Source organism: Pseudomonas sp. TH04 (genome assembly GCF_016651355.1).
In the GTDB taxonomy this organism is placed as follows: Bacteria; Pseudomonadota; Gammaproteobacteria; order Pseudomonadales; family Pseudomonadaceae; genus Aquipseudomonas; species Aquipseudomonas fluorescens.
Genome location: NZ_JAEKEA010000001.1, coordinates 5,554,103 through 5,572,500, shown reverse-complemented (window position 1 = coordinate 5,572,500; position 18,398 = coordinate 5,554,103). Strand labels below are relative to the sequence as shown.

General features: G+C 60.6%; 15 protein-coding genes and 1 pseudogene. 9 read left to right on the top strand and 7 right to left on the bottom strand.

The window, feature by feature from the left end; genetic code table 11:
* Positions 1-29: 29 nt before the first annotated feature.
* Entirely contained in the window at positions 30-401 is a 372-nt protein-coding gene (locus tag JFT85_RS25070; protein WP_069551027.1) for a glutathione S-transferase N-terminal domain-containing protein, read from the top strand.
* Positions 402-521: 120 nt separating this feature from the next.
* Here JFT85_RS25070 and JFT85_RS25065 read toward each other — a convergent pair.
* The 3 genes and pseudogenes from JFT85_RS25065 to JFT85_RS25055 all read right to left on the bottom strand — a co-directional run.
* Positions 522-830, bottom strand: a pseudogene (locus JFT85_RS25065) (AtuA-related protein); the annotation flags it as partial.
* Positions 827-2,152 (bottom strand): acyclic terpene utilization AtuA family protein, encoded by a 1,326-nt coding sequence (locus JFT85_RS25060; protein WP_053257231.1) that lies wholly within the window; start codon positions 2,150-2,152, stop codon positions 827-829. The pseudogene JFT85_RS25065 and the gene JFT85_RS25060, both read right to left, overlap by 4 nt.
* Before the next feature lies 1 nt (position 2,153).
* On the bottom strand, positions 2,154-3,446 hold the full coding sequence (locus tag JFT85_RS25055; RefSeq protein WP_201230619.1) for a CitMHS family transporter: 1,293 nt from the start codon (positions 3,444-3,446) through the stop codon (positions 2,154-2,156).
* Positions 3,447-3,573: 127 nt separating this feature from the next.
* Here JFT85_RS25055 and JFT85_RS25050 point away from each other — a divergent pair, with 127 nt between their 5' ends.
* Positions 3,574-4,470 (top strand): LysR family transcriptional regulator, encoded by an 897-nt coding sequence (locus tag JFT85_RS25050; RefSeq protein ID WP_069551030.1) that lies wholly within the window; start codon positions 3,574-3,576, stop codon positions 4,468-4,470.
* An 82-nt stretch (positions 4,471-4,552) separates the two neighbouring features.
* On the opposite strand, the gene JFT85_RS25045 is transcribed toward JFT85_RS25050, so the two are convergent.
* Together JFT85_RS25045 and JFT85_RS25040 are read right to left on the bottom strand one after the other, a co-directional pair.
* Complete coding sequence (locus JFT85_RS25045; protein WP_053257234.1) at positions 4,553-5,155, bottom strand: glutathione S-transferase family protein; 603 nt, start codon at positions 5,153-5,155, stop codon at positions 4,553-4,555.
* Positions 5,156-5,165: 10 nt separating this feature from the next.
* The gene (locus JFT85_RS25040) at positions 5,166-6,332 is read right to left on the bottom strand and encodes an aminotransferase-like domain-containing protein (RefSeq protein ID WP_201230617.1); all 1,167 of its coding nucleotides are present in this window, start codon (positions 6,330-6,332) and stop codon (positions 5,166-5,168) included.
* An 81-nt stretch (positions 6,333-6,413) separates the two neighbouring features.
* Between JFT85_RS25040 and JFT85_RS25035 the strand changes: the two genes are divergently transcribed.
* The 3 genes from JFT85_RS25035 (at position 6,414) to JFT85_RS25025 (ending at position 9,079) form a co-directional block, all read left to right on the top strand.
* The gene (locus JFT85_RS25035) at positions 6,414-6,848 is read left to right on the top strand and encodes a MarR family winged helix-turn-helix transcriptional regulator (RefSeq protein ID WP_053257236.1); all 435 of its coding nucleotides are present in this window, start codon (positions 6,414-6,416) and stop codon (positions 6,846-6,848) included.
* A gap of 187 nt (positions 6,849-7,035) precedes the next feature.
* On the top strand, positions 7,036-8,382 hold the full coding sequence (locus JFT85_RS25030; protein WP_201230615.1) for an NCS2 family permease: 1,347 nt from the start codon (positions 7,036-7,038) through the stop codon (positions 8,380-8,382).
* A gap of 64 nt (positions 8,383-8,446) precedes the next feature.
* On the top strand, positions 8,447-9,079 hold the full coding sequence (locus JFT85_RS25025) for a LysE family translocator (RefSeq protein WP_201230614.1): 633 nt from the start codon (positions 8,447-8,449) through the stop codon (positions 9,077-9,079).
* On the opposite strand, the gene JFT85_RS25020 is transcribed toward JFT85_RS25025, so the two are convergent.
* Both JFT85_RS25020 and uraH read right to left on the bottom strand, forming a co-directional pair.
* Positions 9,059-14,341, bottom strand: coding sequence for a dermonecrotic toxin domain-containing protein (locus JFT85_RS25020; protein ID WP_201230612.1), 5,283 nt, complete (start codon positions 14,339-14,341; stop codon positions 9,059-9,061). The two genes, JFT85_RS25025 and JFT85_RS25020, sit on opposite strands and share 21 nt — an antisense overlap.
* A gap of 155 nt (positions 14,342-14,496) precedes the next feature.
* Entirely contained in the window at positions 14,497-14,850 is a 354-nt protein-coding gene (uraH, locus tag JFT85_RS25015; RefSeq protein ID WP_053257240.1) for a hydroxyisourate hydrolase, read from the bottom strand.
* 389 nt (positions 14,851-15,239) lie between these two features.
* Between uraH and puuE the strand changes: the two genes are divergently transcribed.
* The 4 genes from puuE to JFT85_RS24995 all read left to right on the top strand — a co-directional run bounded on the left by puuE (position 15,240) and on the right by JFT85_RS24995 (position 18,376).
* Complete coding sequence (puuE, locus tag JFT85_RS25010) at positions 15,240-16,166, top strand: allantoinase PuuE (protein WP_053257241.1); 927 nt, start codon at positions 15,240-15,242, stop codon at positions 16,164-16,166.
* Complete coding sequence (gene uraD / locus JFT85_RS25005) at positions 16,163-16,678, top strand: 2-oxo-4-hydroxy-4-carboxy-5-ureidoimidazoline decarboxylase (RefSeq protein ID WP_053257242.1); 516 nt, start codon at positions 16,163-16,165, stop codon at positions 16,676-16,678. Before puuE ends, uraD begins: the two co-directional genes overlap by 4 nt.
* A gap of 78 nt (positions 16,679-16,756) precedes the next feature.
* The gene (alc, locus tag JFT85_RS25000) at positions 16,757-17,752 is read left to right on the top strand and encodes an allantoicase (RefSeq protein WP_053257243.1); all 996 of its coding nucleotides are present in this window, start codon (positions 16,757-16,759) and stop codon (positions 17,750-17,752) included.
* Between the two features lie 120 nt (positions 17,753-17,872).
* Entirely contained in the window at positions 17,873-18,376 is a 504-nt protein-coding gene (locus JFT85_RS24995; protein WP_017479983.1) for an ureidoglycolate lyase, read from the top strand.
* Positions 18,377-18,398 lie beyond the last annotated feature (22 nt).

Sequence of the window (18,398 nt, the reverse complement as noted above, 5' to 3'; positions counted from 1 at the left end):
CCTTCTGTCATGGGCAAGAGGTTTCAGCCATGTTCGTCAAAGCACTTCGAGTGGGCCTCGGCCACGTCATCATCGCGGGCGACTTCCTTACCCGTCCACGCAAAAAACAGCGCCCGGCCGAACAACAGGCGCACGTCAACGCAGCCGCCAAGGACCTGACCCTGTATCAGTTCCACGCCTGCCCGTTCTGCGTGAAGACCCGCCGTGCGCTGCACCGCCTGAATGTGCCGGTGGCGTTGAAGGACGCGAAGAACAACGCGCAGGACCGCCAGACCCTGCTGGACCAAGGCGGCAAGATCAAAGTGCCGTGCCTGCGCATTGAAGAAAATGGCCAGACCACCTGGATGTATGACTCCAAGGTGATCATCGACTACCTGGACAAGCGGTTCGCTGCAATCTGACCGCCGCAGGAAATCCAAGGTGGGAGCGGGCTTGCTCGCGAACGCGGTGGATCAGTCAATTAATCTATCGACTGACACTACGCCTTCGCGAGCAAGCCCGCTCCCACATGAGTGATGTATTGCCAGGTCGAGATCCAGTAAAGCCGAGCCCAGGCACTTGCCGTGGGCGTCCAGCGCCAACGAGCGAGTCACTCCGCCACGCAAGATCCCCGGTAGCACGAAGTTCAGCGCCTGCACGTTGGGCAACTCGTAGCGCCGCACTGGCGCCGCGCCGGGTTCACGCAAGCCGGCAAAAAACTCGGCGACGCGCTCGGCCGTCAGCTGTTCATACAGCAACGGGTAGTCTTCGGCGCGGTAGGCAATGATCGAGATGTTCGAGGTGTCGCCCTTATCGCCGGTACGCGAATGGGCCAGTGTGTGCAGCTTCATGCTTGGATCCTCGGGTTGACCGCAGTTCGCGCCAGCAATAACGACGCCACCGCCACCACCTGCCGCACGCTTTTACTGGCGCCACCGCCGCCCGACGGGCCGTTGGTGTAGAGGGTTTCCACTTCATTGCCGACCCGCACCGCCTCGCTGCGTGCTTCACAGCGCGCGGCCACGCGCAGGCGTACTTCCCAGGGTTCGACGTGACTGCGTGGGCCGTGGAGCGAATCCATGCCGATCAACTCGGCGCGTACGTCCTGCATCTCTACGCCCATCAACGCCAGGCGCTTGAGTACGATGTCCCGCGCCAGTTGCGCCCGTGCGACAGCACCCGGTCCGCCGTAAGACATCTGCCCTTCGCCGATCCAACCGTCCAGATAACCGACACTGACTTTCAACTGTTCGGGCCGCGCACGACCGCCCGCACCTTGGGCGCGCACGCGATCAACGCCGGCCTCGACAAACGCCACTTGGGAAAAATCGGCGGTGACGTCTGGCGTCAGGTACGCCGCAGGATCGTGAACTTCATAGATCAGTTGCTCAGTACAGGTCGCGCGGCTGACGCGCCCGCCCGAACCGGCCACCTTGGTGATCAAGGCTGCGCCGTCGGCATTCACCTCAGCCAAGGGAAAGCCCAGCCGCGCCAAATCGTCCACATCCTTGAAACCAGGGTCTGCAAAATAGCCACCGCTGACCTGACCTGCGCACTCAAGCAAATGCCCGACCAACGTCCCCCGGCCCAGGCGCTGCCAATCATCTGCCGCCCAGCCGAACTCAAACATCTGCGGCGCCAGAAACAACGAGGGGTCGGCCACCCGCCCGGTGATAACCACATCGGCTTCGGCGCGCAGGGCCTCAAGAATGCCGTCGACACCCAGGTAGGCGTTCGCAGAAATCAGCCGCTCGCCCAGGGAACCCAGGGTCTGACCGTTATCCAGCAACTGCTCGGGCTGCAAGCTGGCCAACACGTCATCACCCACCACGGCCACCACCTTGAGGTTCAGGCCCAACTCACGGGCAATCCGCCGCGTTTCAATGGCCGCCGACACCGGGTTGGCCGCGCCCATGTTGGTGATGACGCGCAAGCGACGTCGACCATCAGGCCGCCCGACAAAGGGCAACACCCGGCGCATGCGCTCACTCAGCAGTGGGTCGTAACCGCCCTGTGGATCACTGATACGCGCCTGTTGCGCCAAGGCAATGGTGCGTTCGGCCAGGCATTCAAACACCAGGTAATCCAGGTCGCCCTGCTCGGCCAGTTCCACAGCAGGTTCGATACGGTCGCCGGAGTAGCCGGCGCCGGAACCGATGCGTAGGGTTTTCATCTCAAATCACTCCCAGGAGCAACGCGGTCAGGGTCATCAACACCGACGCGGCAAACAGAAAAGGAATCGTGAAGCGCTGATGATCGGCCAGTTCGATCTTGCACAAACCCACCAGCAGGAAGGTCGCGGGGGTCAGCGGGCTGACCGGAAACCCGGTGGTGTGCACCCCCAGCAGTGAGGCCTGGGCCACTTGCAGCGGGTCGACACCCAGGGCCTTGCCGACTTCGGCAATCACCGGCATCACGCCAAAATAGTAAGAGTCAGGGTCGAACAGCAGGCTCAGCGGCATGGAGATGAACCCGACCACCGCCGGGATCAACTGGCCATGGCCGGCCGGAATCTGCGCCACCGCCACTTCGGCCATGGCCTTGAGCATGCCGGTGCCTTGCATGATGCCGGTGAATACCCCGGCGGCGAGGAGGATGCTGGCCATGGTCAGCGCCGTCTTGGCATGGGCATCGATACGTACGCGCTGTGCGTCCACATTGGGGTAGTTGATGCACAGTGCGACCACGGTGCCGAGCATGAACATCACCACCGGGTCGACCCAGCCGGCAATCATCACCACCATCACCAGGACGGTCAGCAGCAGGTTGACCCAGAACAAGCGTGGGCGACGCAGCTTGATGTCGTCGGCGCTGAGCACCCGTTGCGGCACCGCATCGACCGTGGAGCCGGCGCCCAGGCCCAGGCGTTTTTCTTCGCGATGGCCCAGCCACCAGGCACAGGCGAACACGAAGACCAAACCGACGATTTGCACCGGAATCAGCGGTTGGAACAGCTCGGCCACCGGCACATGCAACGCCGCCGACGAACGCAGCACCGGGCCGGTCCACGGCAGGAAGTTGACCCCGGCAGCCATCGCACAAACGCAGGCCAGAATGCGTTTGTCGATGCCCAGCCGCGTGTACAACGGCAGCATCGCCGGCACCGTCACCAGAAAGGTCACCGCGCCCGAGCCGTCCAGGTGCACCAGCAACGCCAGGGTCGCAGTACCCACGACAATCCGTGTAGGACGCGTCCCTACCGTACGCAGGATGCTATCAATGATGGGGTCAAGCATGCCAGCGTCCGTCATGATCCCGAAGAACAGAATCGCGAACACAAACATGCCCACCACAGGGGCGACGTTTTTGATCCCGGTAATGATGAAGGCGCTGGTTTGCAGGCCAAACCCGCCGAGCAACGCGGCGATGATCGGCAAGGCGATCAGGGCCACCAGTGGCGAGAGGCGCTTGCTCATGACGGCAGCGAGCAGGCACAGGATGGTAATGACACCCAGGGTAGCGAGCATGGGTTACTCCAGAGCGGCCTTTTTGGCCGGTTATTGTTTTCCCTGGAGTATTGGAAGCGGGTTAGTCTTTGTAAATTGGAATATTCGGCCGCTCACGTTCGCAAAAACAAAATGATCGGAACACACCATGAAAAACTCGATCCAGCATATTCAAGCGTTCCTGGCGGTTGCCCGCACAGGCAGCTTTACCAAGGCGGCCAACGAACTGCACCTGTCGCCGTCGGCACTCACCGTACAAGTCCAGCAACTCGAAGACTGGCTGGGCGTCGCCCTGCTTGATCGCAGCCCGCGTCATGTGAGCATCACGGCTGCCGGCGAAGCCGCCCGCGCGCCCATGGAAAAACTGCTGCTGGACCTGGACAACATCGTCACCGGCTCACGCGACCTGGCCGCGCTGCGCCGAGGCGTGGTCACCATCGCCGCACTGCCCTCGGTGTGCGCCGGCGCCCTGCCCCCGGCCCTGCGCCTGTTTCGCGAGCGTTATGCCGGGATCGAAGTCCGCCTGCATGACGTGGTTGCCCACCGCATTCACGCGCAGGTGCGGTCCGGCGAGGTGGACTTCGGCCTCGGGGTGCGGGCGCGGCTGAGCCATGGCCTGGATTTCGTGCCGGTGTTGAATGATCGGCTGTGCGCGTTTGTCCCCCTGGAGCATCCCCTCGCCCGCCATCGGCAACTGACCCTTGAGCAATTGGCGGCGCAGCCGATCATCCTCACCGGGCGCGACAGCAGTGTGCGAGAGCACGTGGACGCACTGTTTGATCAGACGCGGCTGACGATGAATGCGGGCATGGAAGCCAACTATATGTCGACCGTCTTGGCGTTGGTGCGCCAGGGCTTGGGGATCAGTGTATTGCCGGAGTCGGCGGCGGACAGCCTGGAAGGCTTGAAGCGCATCAACATCGACCATCCCGGCGTGAACCGGGAGATCGGGTTGATCCGTCGCAGCGGGATGGGCTTGAGCCCGGCGGCGCAGCAGTGTTTCGAGTTACTGAACACAGAACTACCAAGCAGGCCACCCAGCTGAAGCCTGACACTGCCCGTGTGCCCAGGTGTTGCGCGGTGATGCTGTCGCCGGCAAGCCGGCGTCCATCTCTGATCGGTACGAATCAGTCCAGCATCGCCACATGCCCGGGATGGCTGGCCACGCGCTTCAACCATGCCTGCACGGCCGGATAAGGCGTGAGGTCAAAGCCACCCTCATGCGCCACGTGGGTGTAGGCATACAGTGCAATATCGGCAATCGAATATTGCTCGCCCACCAGGTACGGCGTGGCTTGTAACTGACGCTCCATCACCTTCAACGCCTTGTAACCGCCCTTATGCGTGGTTTTGTATTCTTCAAGACGATCTTCCGGCATGTTCAGGTAGAACTGGATAAACCGCGCCACGGCGATATACGGTTCGTGGCTGTATTGCTCGAAGAACTGCCACTGCAACACCTGAGTGCGCAGGCGCGGCTCGGTTGGCAAAAATTCGCTGCCATCGGCCAGGAAGTTGAGGATCGCGTTGGATTCCCACAGGCAGGTGCCATCTTCCAGTTCCAGCACCGGGATCTTGCCGTTAGGGTTCTTGGCCAGGAATTCAGCGGTCTGGGTGTCGCCGTTGAGGATGTCGACATCGATCCACTGGTACGCAATGCCCAATAGATTGAGCATCAGTTTGACCTTGTAGCAGTTGCCCGACCTGTAATCGCCATAAACCTTGTACATGGGGCTCCCCTTATGCCGCTTGCGCGTGCTGTGCTTGACGGACCACCGCGGCCAGGCGCTTGAGACCTTCGTCCAAACGGGCCGGGTCGATATGGCTGAAATTGAGGCGCAACGAGCCAGGGTGCTGATCGGGCTCGGAAAAGAACGGTTCACCGGGCATGAACGCGACGTTCTGATCTAATGCTTGCGCCAACAAGGTGCGGGTGTCGAGCGGTTGTTTCAAGGTCAGCCAGAAGAATAATCCGCCCTGGGGCGTTTGCCAGTCCGCCAAATCACCGAAATGGCGCTCGAGTGCGGCCTGGAATGCATCGCGGCGTTCGCGGTAAAAGCTGCGCAGTTCCAGCAGATGCTGCTGGTAGCGCTCGGTGCCGATCCACTGCATCGCCTGCCACTGGCCGACGCGGTTGGTGTGCAGGTCCGCCGATTGCTTGAGTTTGAGCAGGTGCGGGAACAGGTCCGGGCTGGCGATCAGGTAACCGACGCGCAAGCCCGGCAACAAGGTCTTGGAGACCGTGCCGGTGTAGATCCAGCTGGATTTCTGCAGGCGGCCGGCAATCGGCTGCGCACTGCCGCCATCGAAGGTCAGCTCGCGGTAGGGCTCGTCTTCGATCAGGGTCACGCCGAACTCATCAAGCAACGCGGCGACAGCCTCGCGCTTGGCCTCGCTGTAGCGCACGGCCGACGGGTTCTGGAACGTCGGAATCAGGTAGATGAACGCCGGGCGCTGGCGTTCAAGCGTGGTACGCAACGCCGCCAGGTCCGGACCGTCGGCCTCCAGTTGCACGGTGAGGCAATCGGCGCCGAACAGCTGGAAAATCTGTAACGCGGCCAGGTAGGTCGGGCCTTCCAGCAGGATCGGCGTGCCTTTGTCGATGTACAACTTGGCGGCCAGGTCCAGGGTTTGCTGGGAACCGCTGACCACCAGCACCTGGCTGGCCTGGCAGGGCACGCCCAGTGCGCGCGCCTCGGCGGCGAGCAATTCGCGCAAGTGCGGCTCGCCTTCGCTCATGCCATATTGGCCAATATTGACGGGCATGCCGTCCCAGTTCAACGCGGGCAACATGGCTTCGGCCGGCAAGCCGCCGGCGAACGACATCACTTCCGGGCGCTGGGCCGCGGCGAGGATTTCACGAATCAAGGAGCTTTTGAGGCGCGTAACACGTTCAGAGAAGGCCATAAGGTCACCGGTGGCAAAGCGCGTAGGAAATACGTCAAACTGCTTGACCGAAATTACGACGACCCGGGTAGATACGTCAATATGCTTGACCTTAAAAATCAGAGCAGCCAGCAGCAAGCCATGGAAGCCTTCTTCTTCGGCTATCAGGCGTTCACCGCCAAGGCCGATGAAATGCTGGAGCGCCGTGGCCTGAGCCGTGTGCATCAGCGCATCGTGTTTTTCATCGCGCGTTATCCCGCGTTGAGCGTGACACAACTGCTGGAATTGCTCGGCGTGAGTAAACAGGCGCTGAACATGCCATTGCGCCAATTGCAGGAAATGCACTTGGTCAGCAGCGTCGCGTCCGAGACCGACAAGCGCAAACGCCTGCTGGAATTGAGCGAAGAAGGCCTGCGTTTCGAGCAGTCATTGCGCCGCGAACAAGTCAAATTGTTGCAACGCGCCTTCAGCGAAGCCGGCGAAGAAGCGGTGGCGGGATGGCTGGCGGTCAACCAGGCGCTGAGTGGCGCAAATTAGCCTTTCATCCCCTTTTGCGCACATAACAGAAAACATTATTTGCTTTATTTGTATACAAAAGCATAATTCGCTTCGTGCGAGTTCCTGACCTTATAGTCAACAAAACCCGCCAGTACCTCAAAGCGCCGTTGCCCACTCATGTGACCGGCGCTGGAAATAACAATAAAACTCTTGAGGAGTACTCGCTGTGGAAAGCCGCAAATCCGAAGCCCCAACGCTGGACATCGCCGCACCGCAAGGCGGCTGGCTGGAACGCCTGTTCAAACTGAGCGTGCATGGCACCACAGTGAAGACCGAGCTGATTGCCGGCCTCACTACCTTCATCACCATGGCCTACATCATCTTCGTCAACCCCAACATCATGGCCGACGCCGGTATCGATCACGGCGCAGCGTTTGTCGCCACCTGTATCGCCGCCGCCCTCGGTTGCCTGTTGATGGGCCTGTACGCCAACTGGCCGGTCGGCCTGGCGCCGGGCATGGGCCTGAACGCGTTCTTCACCTACACCGTGGTCGGCACCATGGGCTACCACTGGGAAACAGCGCTGGGTGCGGTGTTTATCTCGGGCGTGCTGTTCATGGGCCTGACCCTGTCCCGGGTGCGTGAATGGCTGCTCAACAGCATTCCAGTCAGCCTGCGCCACGCCATGGGCGCGGGTGTCGGGTTGTTTCTAGGCGTGATTGGTCTGAAAACCGCCGGCATCATCGTCGACAGCCCGGCCACGTTGATCAAGCTCGGCTCACTGCACGAGCCCGCCCCACTGCTGGCGGCGGTGTGCTTTTTGCTGATTGCGATCCTCAGCTACCACCGGGTATTCGGCGCCATCCTGATCAGCATTATCGCCGTGACCCTGGCCGGATGGGGCCTGGGCCTGGTGCACTACAACGGCATTCTCTCCACCCCACCAAGCCTGGCACCGACCTGGATGGCCATGGACGTGAAAGGTGTATTCAATGTCAGCATGATCAGCGTGGTATTTGCCTTTTTGTTTGTGCACATGTTTGATACCGCTGGGACCTTGATGGGCGTTGCACAACGCGCCGGCCTGGTCGGTGCGGATGGCAAGATTCAAAACCTGTCCCGCGCGTTGAAGGCCGACAGTGCTTCCAGCGTGTTCGGTGCAATGGTCGGCGTGCCGCCTGTGACCAGCTATGTGGAAAGTGCTGCCGGTGTAGCCGCCGGCGGTCGCACCGGGCTGACTGCCGTGACCGTCGGCGTGCTGTTTGTGGCGGCGATGTTCTTTGCGCCGTTGGCCGGCATGATCCCTGCGTATGCCACGGCGGGCGCGCTGATTTATGTGGCAATGCTGATGATGGCGAGCATGGCCCATATCAATTGGGATGAAGCCACCGATAGCATTCCGGCGATTGTCACGGCAATCATGATGCCGCTGACCTTCTCGGTCGCCGACGGTATCGCCCTGGGCTTTATCACTTACGTAGCGCTCAAGGCCGGCACCGGCAAGTACCGCGAGATTTCCATCAGCCTGTGGGTGTTGTGCGCGATTTTTATCGCGAAATTTATCTTCCTGTAGTTCGGGAATGGCTGAAAACCGCCTCACCTTCGGGTGGGGCTTTTGCACGAGTGGAGGACTGTAAATGACCCTGGAAACCTGGCTGCTGTACAGCGGCGCTGCTTTGATCGTGATCCTGATTCCCGGCCCGCTGTCGCTGCTGATGATCAGCAACAGCCTCAACTACGGCCTGCGCCGCTCGTACCCGGCGTTTCTGGGTGGGGTGTTTGCCTCGATTTGCTTGTTGAGTGCTTCGGCGCTCGGCTTGGGCGCTTTGTTACTGGCCTCGGAGCAGTTGTTCAGTGCCTTGAAGATCGTCGGTGCGCTTTACCTGTTTTATCTCGCCTGGCAAAGCTGGCAGCAATCACGGCAACCGGCCCGCGCTGCCGACGTCCCGCAAGCACCAGCAGTGCCACGTTTCAGCGCACTGTTTGGCCGTGCCTTTGTGCTGGGCGCCAGCAACCCCAAGGACATCCTGTTTTTTGCGGCCTTCCTGCCGCAATTTCTCAACAGCCAGCAGGCGTTTTTGCCCCAGTTGCTGGTCATGATCGCCACTTGGGCCGTGCTCGACCTGCTCTGCAAGCTGACCTACGGCCTGGGCGCCCATGGTGCTGCGCGGTATTTGCGCAGCGGCTCGGGCCAGAGTGCGTTCAACCGGGTCAGCGCCGCCTTGTTCAGTTGCGCCGGCGCGGTGTCGTTACTCAACGCGAGGGTTTAATTTAATGAAGTAAACGGAGGGCGCTTTGTCCTTCCAGTCCGGCCACTGAATACCCGCCATGATCCGAACCAGGCGCTGCTCACGCAGCGCACTGCTGACCTCGGCTGACAACCTCACGCTGGTCACGCCGGGCCTGAGTGCGTTGAACCAACGGTGTTTAAAGCGGGTGCCCATATAAATCCCCCCTTTCTCAACCCACTGGTAAGCCACGTAATAGAGCCGGTTTGGCGCAGTGGGATGAATGGCCACCAATTCCTCTGTGGCTCTTGCGTAACGTACGCCTTCAAGTACCCGGAGCGTGAAGCCCTGCTGTTCCAGCACGCTTTTGACGGCCGCTCGCTGCACGGCCTGGCGGTCTCGCGCAACGGATCTGCCCCCGCGCTGCAGCCTTGATTCCAAAGGGACGGGCGGTGTGAAGTCGACACGCGTGAAGCCTGGCGCTGCGCCCTCGTAACCGACATGCAGGTAATCGGTCCGTGTCTCACTGGACCGTAGCATCCTGAGCAGATCATCCGTCTGGCCCGCTCGTGCGGGCGCCGCGGGTAGCCAATCGTCCAGCGTCGCGCGCATGTTGAGCAGGTGACTGGCCGTTGCAGGGCGCTCCGGGCCTGATAACTCAAGTATCCTCGCAACGGTAAATTCTCGGCTTTTGCTGGTCATGGTTGGGAACGCCTGCGCCACATACATTGGCAACGGCCTGTCGAACAGGGGGGCATGCACCTGCCAGCGCCCCGCTGAGGTACGTGACACAGGCAGGGGCTGCTCAGCCAGTGCCGTGCTGGTCCAACGCTCAATATCGACGCGGGCCAGTGAAACCAGTTGCTCATTGCGGTGAATAAACACGATACGGTTCAACGGCGCCTGCCCGCCCTCGGGGAGCAACCTGTAATAAACACTGAGCGGATCGGTCAGTTGGGTATTCGGCGGGGCCACGCGCAGCACATTGTAGGCAAACTCCCGAGCATCCCTCGGGATATGAAACACGCCTGGCGCCGGGGAGCTCAATTGCGGATTGACCTCAATGTCCATCCGCCAACTGACCCAATGGGTCGCGGTCGCGGATGAGTGAAGAATCCTGCTTTCCGTCGCCGAACGCACAATCGGGGGGCGCCAGTCCGGCGCCGCCGACACCGGCGCATGCCACGGGTTGAGCAGCGCTGAACTGGCTCCCGCGACCGGCTGCGGCCTATCGGCACCGAGCAGCCATTCCCGCGGCTGGTGGATGTTCAAGATCAGTTCGTCCTGACCCGGCGCCTGCGTGTTTTTCAGACGAAACACCTGTTCGTCGCCACGCCGGTAGAGCGGGTAATGGTGGGTGTCATCCGCGACAAAGGTCTCGCCATTTTTCACCTGGACTGCGTTCTCTCCCACCCCTTTCAACGCTACGGCGCCCTGCGGGATACCCTTGGTTCTAAATGGCGCGATGGCTTGGAGTTGAGGCACCGTTGACGGCGCAGAGCGCGAAATCTCGTGTGTGGTCATACGCAATCGGTGTATCCGCCCCAGGGCCGGGCGCAGTCCCGGCCGCGTCATGCGCGTCGCACTACCGCCCGCAGGCTTGGGGCCGGGTATAAAGTTCGCTAACACGTCGATCGCCAGAAAGGCACTCATAAAGCCCACATCGATGGCATCGTGCGGGTCGCCGAAACGGTGATAACGCCGCGCGGCCAACAGCAACTCATAGAAGTCATTGAACATCCCGACTAATGGGTTGAAAAAAGCCACCAACCTGCGCTGGGTCGCATCGCTTTGCTCGCCAAGACGACGGGCTCGATAGGCGTCAAGGGCTTTACCGGAATGACTCGCAGCCTGGGTCCGACGTTGCAGTTCAAGCACGCTGGCGTGGTACAGCAATGCCTGGGCGTTGAAGTGCGAGGTGGCAACCAGTGCCAAGCCGTGCTGCGGATCACTGGCAAGCTGCTCAAGGGTTTGCTTTTCGATCTCATCAGCCAACGCCGTCGGCTCCAGATGCTTGACGCTGAATGAACGAATAAACTCGCGCCCGTGCCAAACCCCTTTGAGCATGAAAGCAGTGGGTGACAGCTCCAGGCTGTTAAGGGCCTGATCGAGCCTGTCGACGCGCCCCGGATGGTGGGTGATGGCCTCAAACGCCCAGCCAGGGGCGACCTGCCGCGCCAGTGCCTTGGCGTTATCGGGCAATGCGCCGATACGGTTCAACGCATCATGGGCCTGTTGCAGGCTGCTGTATTCAGTGAGGATCAACGCTGGCGTGGTGGCCTGGGGCCAATAGCTAACGCACCGCCCGGAGCGCTTGTCGTGCACCAGCACTATCCCGGCGATGTAGCGATCGTGCTGCATCGTGTGCCCCACCAGATGAACCACGTACAGTTGCAACTCATGCTGGTTTTTCAGCAGGTCCTGCGCTGTTCGAGCCGCCATCGCCGTGCTGAACACCCGTTGTGCCGGTGTTGTGAGCCCCGCGTGTGTTGCGCAGCGCAGATGGTGCGCAAAGCCCGCGTGCAATGCGCGATTCAATAACGCGGGAATGCGCCCCTGACTGAGCGTGTCGTCGATGCCAAGCCGCGGGTAAAACGTCTGCTTGATCAAGGCGTCGTATTGGCCACCGATATCCAGCGAGGACACCATGCGGATCAGGTAATCGGCACCCAGCGGTGGTTTGCGCTCAGGTTGCAGAAAACGCGCGCGACTCAATCGCCACCGTGTCCAGGGCGCCAGTGGGTCCAGGTTGTGCAGCACCAGTTGCAGCAGACTAAAGGTTGTACGCGTCGCGCTTGGGGTCAATATTATGTTGCGATCGCCCACGGGGCAGGCGCTTGTGCCCCCACAATAGCTGCCGTGAACATCATCGGGCATATCAATAAAGGGCTGGTCGATATCCAGCGGCGGGGAGATGGCGTCCTCGCTCAAACGGGCGTTCAAGGCGCAGCGTGCAAACGTTTCCAGGCCAGGCAGATGCTGTTCAAGCCGGGCTTGATAGGCGAAGGCACCGCTCAGGTAACGGCGCTGCGAACGTTTGAAGTGCCTACGTTGGGTGCGCGTTGCGCCCGCCAGCCATGTCGGCAGCTTTTTCGCTTCAGAGGCGGTCTTGAGCAGCAGCTCAATATTGGCGAGGGCGTGTGCCAAAGCGCTATTGGCAGGCACCTTCAGCTGTTCTTTCAGCTCGACCAACAGCAGCGCGCGACTCAGTTCGGCATCCTTCACCTCACTGAAAAGCCGCGTGATGTCCTCGGTGCTTTGGTACAAGCGATCAAAGGACCCCAGCATTTTCTGCAGCGCTGCCAGCGCAGGCTTGCCATTGATGGGGACGTAGCGCACCGACAAGCTGTCCCGCAGCGCATGGGCGCGTAAGTCGTTACGCTTATCGCGCTCGACACCGCCCCACAGCACCGAGTCGTCACGACTGCTCAGGCTCGCCTTGACGCTACGGGTCAAGGCCTCCAATCCGGAAAACCCCAGCACCCCGCCCTCTGCCCCGAACGCATACAACACCACCGGATGCTGGCGGGTCGGAACCCGCACTGCTGCGGCGGTGGTCACCACCCACACGTTATGGAGTGGGTAGAAGGCGTCGGGATCGCTGCCCACCGCGATCGACAACACCTGGGTTTGGCTGCCCAGGCGTTTCGCCGCTAACGGCTGCTCCAGCACTTCGATTATCAGGTCGCGATGAGCGGTGCTGAGCAACTTGAGCCGATGCTGCAACTGGACCTCACAACGCAGTGCCTCGGTCTGCGCCGTCATGAACAGGGTGCCACGCCTGGGTGTCCCGGCCCCACCGGGGCGCTCCGTCCAGAACGCCACCTCCAGCAGTCGCTGCTGTGCACCCTGCGTCAACGTCTTCAACGCCTGGGCCTGCACCTTGAGGTGGCTTAGCAGCGCCATGAGTTGCTGATACGCGGGCGTTTCAGCGCTGGGGTCCTGCGGATCGAGCAGTGCAACCAGCGCTTTTTCGTACCGTTTGATCTGCTGCTCTGCAGTCCGCAGCGGCAAGCCGGATGCGGTACTGGCAAAGATAATTTCTGCGCGTCGTCGCTGCTGGTCCCACGTGAGCATTTGATTACCCAGCACACCGAGCCGAGCGCTGCCGACCAACCGCTTCCTGGTGCTCTCTACGTGCGCGAGAAAAGGGCCCGCCGTGAGCGGTGGTGGCCGAGGCCGTTGTGTCGAAAACACATGGTCGTGATTGATCATTACGGCGCAGGCCAATTCGTTTCCCCATTGCTCACTGAGCAGCGCCTGCGCGCTGAGTGCCAACGCATCGCCGGTGACCGTCAGGCCACGCAAAACACTGGACGCCGGGGACAAGTCGGCAGGCTGGCACAAGGCATTGCGGCGACTTAACGGCAAGCAAAGCCAGAGGTCATGGAACAGCGACCGGTTCAGCTCCAGTACGCCACATTGAAGCGCGACGAACGAGGGGTATTCATAGAAGTTGCGCGCGACACCCGGCAGGTAAATCACGTGCGGTGCATCGTCGGGGTTGCCCTCGCGAAAAAAATGTAATGCGCCGGGGATCGCAACCGCAGGCGTGCCAGGCCACATCATCTGGCCCACGCGCACGCAGGCCCAGCTGCCACCTGCACGTTGGCGCGCCTCAGCGGTCGGGGCATCGATCACAGCCTGGACCATGGCCATGCCGCGACTCGATAACTCATCCAGTTGCCGCGCGATAAAGGCCCGGTCAGCAAAGAGCTGAGCGTGCAACTCAACCCAACGCTCACGGCGCGTGAGCCACCCACCCTGCACCAGGGTGGCCCAGTAGTCAGTGTGCGCACGGGCCAGCCGATCAAACAGGCGCAACGCGATAACGCGCTCCAGTACGTCCAGCGGTGTATAGGGCAACCGACGATTCGGCTCGCCTTTGACGCTCAGGCCGGTGAATTGATTGACGTTGATCGGCACCGAAGGCAGCACCAGCAACAACAATGCCCGATCAGTCAAGCTGTCGACATGCTCGGGCACACTCGGTGACGCTGGCAACTTGGGCACGGTAAACAGCAGGCTGTCCGGGTCAATCTCGAAGGCGTTGCGCAGCTCGGTGCGGATTACCGTCAAGATTTTTGGCGAGTGCCCCAGCAGGCGTGTAAGTGCCCGTGTCGACGCACGGCAACGCCAATCGGCAAGAGCGATTTGATTGATCAGCCGGCTGGGATGGGCATCAGCATTAATCCGCCGTCTCAACTGCTCGCGAATAACCTGCCACGCCGTTTCAGCAGTGTCGGCAGTATCGGCAAGGTCAGGAGTGGGGATTACGCCCAGGTGGTCGGGGGACGAGGTCATGGGTTTTCTTCTCTAAGAGGAAAAGACCCAGCCTAGGGATCACCGGCATTCAAAAGGCACTAGATAATTGAACGCGCAACGCGCAAAAAAAAGCCCGCAGTGTGGGCGGGCGAAAAACCAACGAAGAGCTTTGGGGGTGTGAAGCGAGGTGACGCTCAACTACCGCGATAGGTGGAGTAGCTGTAAGGCGAAATCAGCAGTGGCACGTGGTAGTGGTCCTGTTCGGCACTGATGCCGAAGCGCAGCACCACCACGTCGAGGAACGCGGGGTCAGGCAATTGCACGCCACGGGCACGGTAGTAATCGCCGGCGTTGAATTGCAGCTGGTAGACACCGCTGACGTAATTGTCGCCTTGCAGCAACGGTGCATCACAACGGCCGTCGCTGTTAGTCGTGGCGGTGGCGACCAGTTCCAGCTGCGCGCCTTGGACGCGGTACAGCTCGACCTTGATGTGATTGCCGGGGCAGCCGTGTGCGGCGTCCAAAACGTGTGTGGTCAAACGTCCCATGGCGTCTACGTGCCTCCTGAAGTCAGTAGAAGAGAAACCTGCACTTTTTCAGGGCATCGAAAAAGCCGGCGATGGCTGATTAAGACACTTTTTAAAAAAATTGTACACAATAAAAATCACAAACCCTGCGATCCTCCCGGCTGGCTTAATCGGCAAGGCAATTGATGGGTAATCCTTGCTTTCAAACGACCTTTTGTCCATTAGCTGACCAGTTAGGCAAGTTTCTTGCTAAGCCCTATTCACCGCGCGCTGCAGAAAAAATGCAGAAATGCGGGCTTACAAAGTTCGCGATAAGTTGTATACAATCACTCATCGCTGTGACGCCACCCAGTCTTTTCACTGCCCGGCCGCCACACACACCGCTACCACGCACAAGAAGGAAGACTGCAGTGAGCGCTGACTACCCACGCGACCTGATCGGTTACGGCAGTAACCCTCCTCACCCACACTGGCCGGGCAAGGCGCGCATCGCGTTGTCTTTTGTACTGAACTACGAAGAAGGCGGCGAGCGCAATATTTTGCACGGTGACAAAGAGTCCGAAGCCTTCCTCTCGGAAATGGTCTCGGCCCAACCGCTGCAAGGCGAGCGCAACATGAGCATGGAGTCGCTGTACGAGTACGGCAGCCGTGCCGGTGTGTGGCGCATCCTCAAGTTGTTCAAAGCCTTCGATATCCCGCTGACCATCTTCGCCGTGGCCATGGCCGCCCAGCGCCACCCGGATGTGATCCGCGCGATGGTCGCTGCCGGTCACGAGATCTGCAGCCACGGCTATCGCTGGATCGACTACCAATACATGGACGAGGCCCAGGAGCGCGAGCACATGCTCGAAGCCATCCGCATCCTCACCGAACTGACCGGCGAACGCCCACTGGGCTGGTACACCGGCCGCACCGGCCCGAACACACGGCGGCTGGTGATGGAGGAAGGCGGTTTCCTCTATGACTGCGACACCTATGACGACGACCTGCCCTACTGGGAACCGAACAACCCCACCGGCAAGCCGCACCTGGTGATTCCCTACACCCTGGACACCAATGACATGCGCTTCACCCAGGTCCAGGGTTTCAACAAGGGCGACGACTTTTTCGAGTACCTCAAAGACGCCTTCGACGTGCTCTATGCCGAAGGCGCCGAAGCGCCGAAAATGCTTTCCATCGGCCTGCATTGCCGCCTGATCGGCCGCCCTGCCCGCCTGGCCGCTCTGCAGCGGTTTATCGAGTACGCCAAAAGTCACGAACAGGTGTGGTTCACTCGCCGAGTCGACATTGCCCGTCACTGGCACGCCACCCATCCGTATACGGGAGCGGCGAAATGACTGCGTTCCAAACCTTGAAGCCGGCGACCCTGAGCCGCGATGAATTCATCAACGCCTTCGCCGACATCTACGAACATTCGCCATGGGTAGCCGAGAAGGCTTTCGACCTGGGCCAGGACGCCTCGATCAATGAGATCGAAACCCTGCACCAGCGCATGAGCGACATCCTGTTGAGTGCCGATCATGCCCGCCAACTGGCGCTGATCAACGCTCACCCGGACCTGGCCGGCAAAGCCGCCGTCCAGGGCGAGTTGACCGAAGCCAGCACGAATGAACAAGCTGGCGCCGGTATTCACCAATGCTCGAGCGACGAGTTTTCGCGCTTCACCGAGCTGAACGAGGCTTACAAAGCCAAGTTCAAGTTTCCCTTCATCATGGCGGTAAAAGGCAGCAACCGGCATCAGATCCTGGCTGCGTTCGAAACGCGCATTCACAACACGGCAGACACCGAGTTCCAATGCGCGCTGGCCGAGATCAATAAAATCGCGTTGTTCCGATTACTGACCCTTTAGCAGACCTGGCCCGAGCGCTCATGACGCCCAGGGCCTGGCGAGCATCCCAAGCCACTTAACTCAAGGCAGACAAGAAGAATGAAAGCTTACGCCGTACCTTTCGAGAAGTTCGTCAACCTGGCCGACGCCCGTCTGGGCACCAAGATTCTGTCGGTGACCGATGACTGGTTCGCTGACGCCAACCGCCTGTTCCAGCCGACTCCGGCCGTGTGGAAGGAGGGCGTTTTCGATGACAACGGCAAGTGGATGGACGGCTGGGAGTCGCGCCGCAAGCGCTTTGAAGGCTACGACAGCGCGGTGATCCGCCTGGGTGTTGCGGGCTCGATCAAAGGCGTGGACATCGACACTTCATTCTTCACCGGCAACTTTCCGCCATCGGCCTCCCTGGAAGCCTGCTTCCTGGCCTCGGGCGATCCTGACGAAAACACCCAGTGGGTGGAAGTGCTCTCGGCCGTCGAGCTGCAAGGCAACAGCCACCACTACCACGAGATCAACAACGACCAGGCCTTCAGCCACCTGCGCTTCAATATCTACCCGGATGGCGGCGTGGCCCGCCTGCGTGTGTACGGTGTGCCGTTCCGCGACTGGTCGTCGGTGGGTGACAACGAGCAAGTCGACCTGGCCGCCGCCTTGAACGGCGGTCGTGCGCTGGCCTGTTCCGACGAACACTTCGGGCGCATGAGCAACATCCTCAACCCGGGCCGCGGCATCAACATGGGCGACGGCTGGGAAACCGCGCGTCGGCGTACACCGGGCAATGACTGGGTGATCGTCGCCCTGGGCCATCCGGGTGAAATCGAGAAGATCATCGTCGACACCCTGCATTTCAAGGGTAACTACCCCGACACCTGCTCGATCCAGGGCGCATTCGTGAAGGGCGGCACCGACAGCCAGATCGAAACCCAATCGCTGTTCTGGCGCGAACTGCTGCCGGCGCAGAAACTGGAGATGCACGCTGAACACACCTTCGCCGAGCAGATCAAGGCATTGGGCCCGATCACCCACATTCGTTTGAATGTGTTCCCGGATGGCGGTGTGAGCCGCCTGCGGGTTTTGGGCAAGGTTTCGAAGTAAGCGGTGATGCCATTCGCGAGCAAGCCCGCTCCCACAGGGGAATGCATTCCAAATGTGGGGGCGGGCCTGCTCGCAAAGGCGCCAGAACAAACAACACAGCATTCGGATAAGAAGACAGCCATGCGCACACTGATGATCGAACCCCTGACCAAAGAAGCCTTCGCCCCTTTCGGAGACGTTATCGAAACCGATGGCAGCGATCACTTCATGATCAACAACGGGTCGACCATGCGCTTTCATAAACTGGCGACGGTGCAAACCGCGACGCCGGAAGATAACGCCATCATCAGCATCTTCCGCGCCGACGCGCAGGACATGCCATTGACCGTGTGCATGCTGGAGAGACACCCGCTGGGCAGCCAGGCTTTTATACCGCTGCTCGGCAACCCCTTTCTGATCGTGGTCGCGCCACTTGGCGATGAACCTGTATCGGGCTTGGTCCGCGCCTTCGTTACCAACGGCAGGCAGGGCATTAATTACCATCGCGGCGTCTGGCACCACCCGGTGCTGACGATCGAAAAGCGGGATGACTTCCTGGTGGTTGATCGCAGTGGCACAGGCAATAACTGCGATGAGCATTTTTTCAAAGAGGATGAGCGTTTGATCCTCGCCCCCCACCAATAAGAGAAGGTCTGATCACTCGACA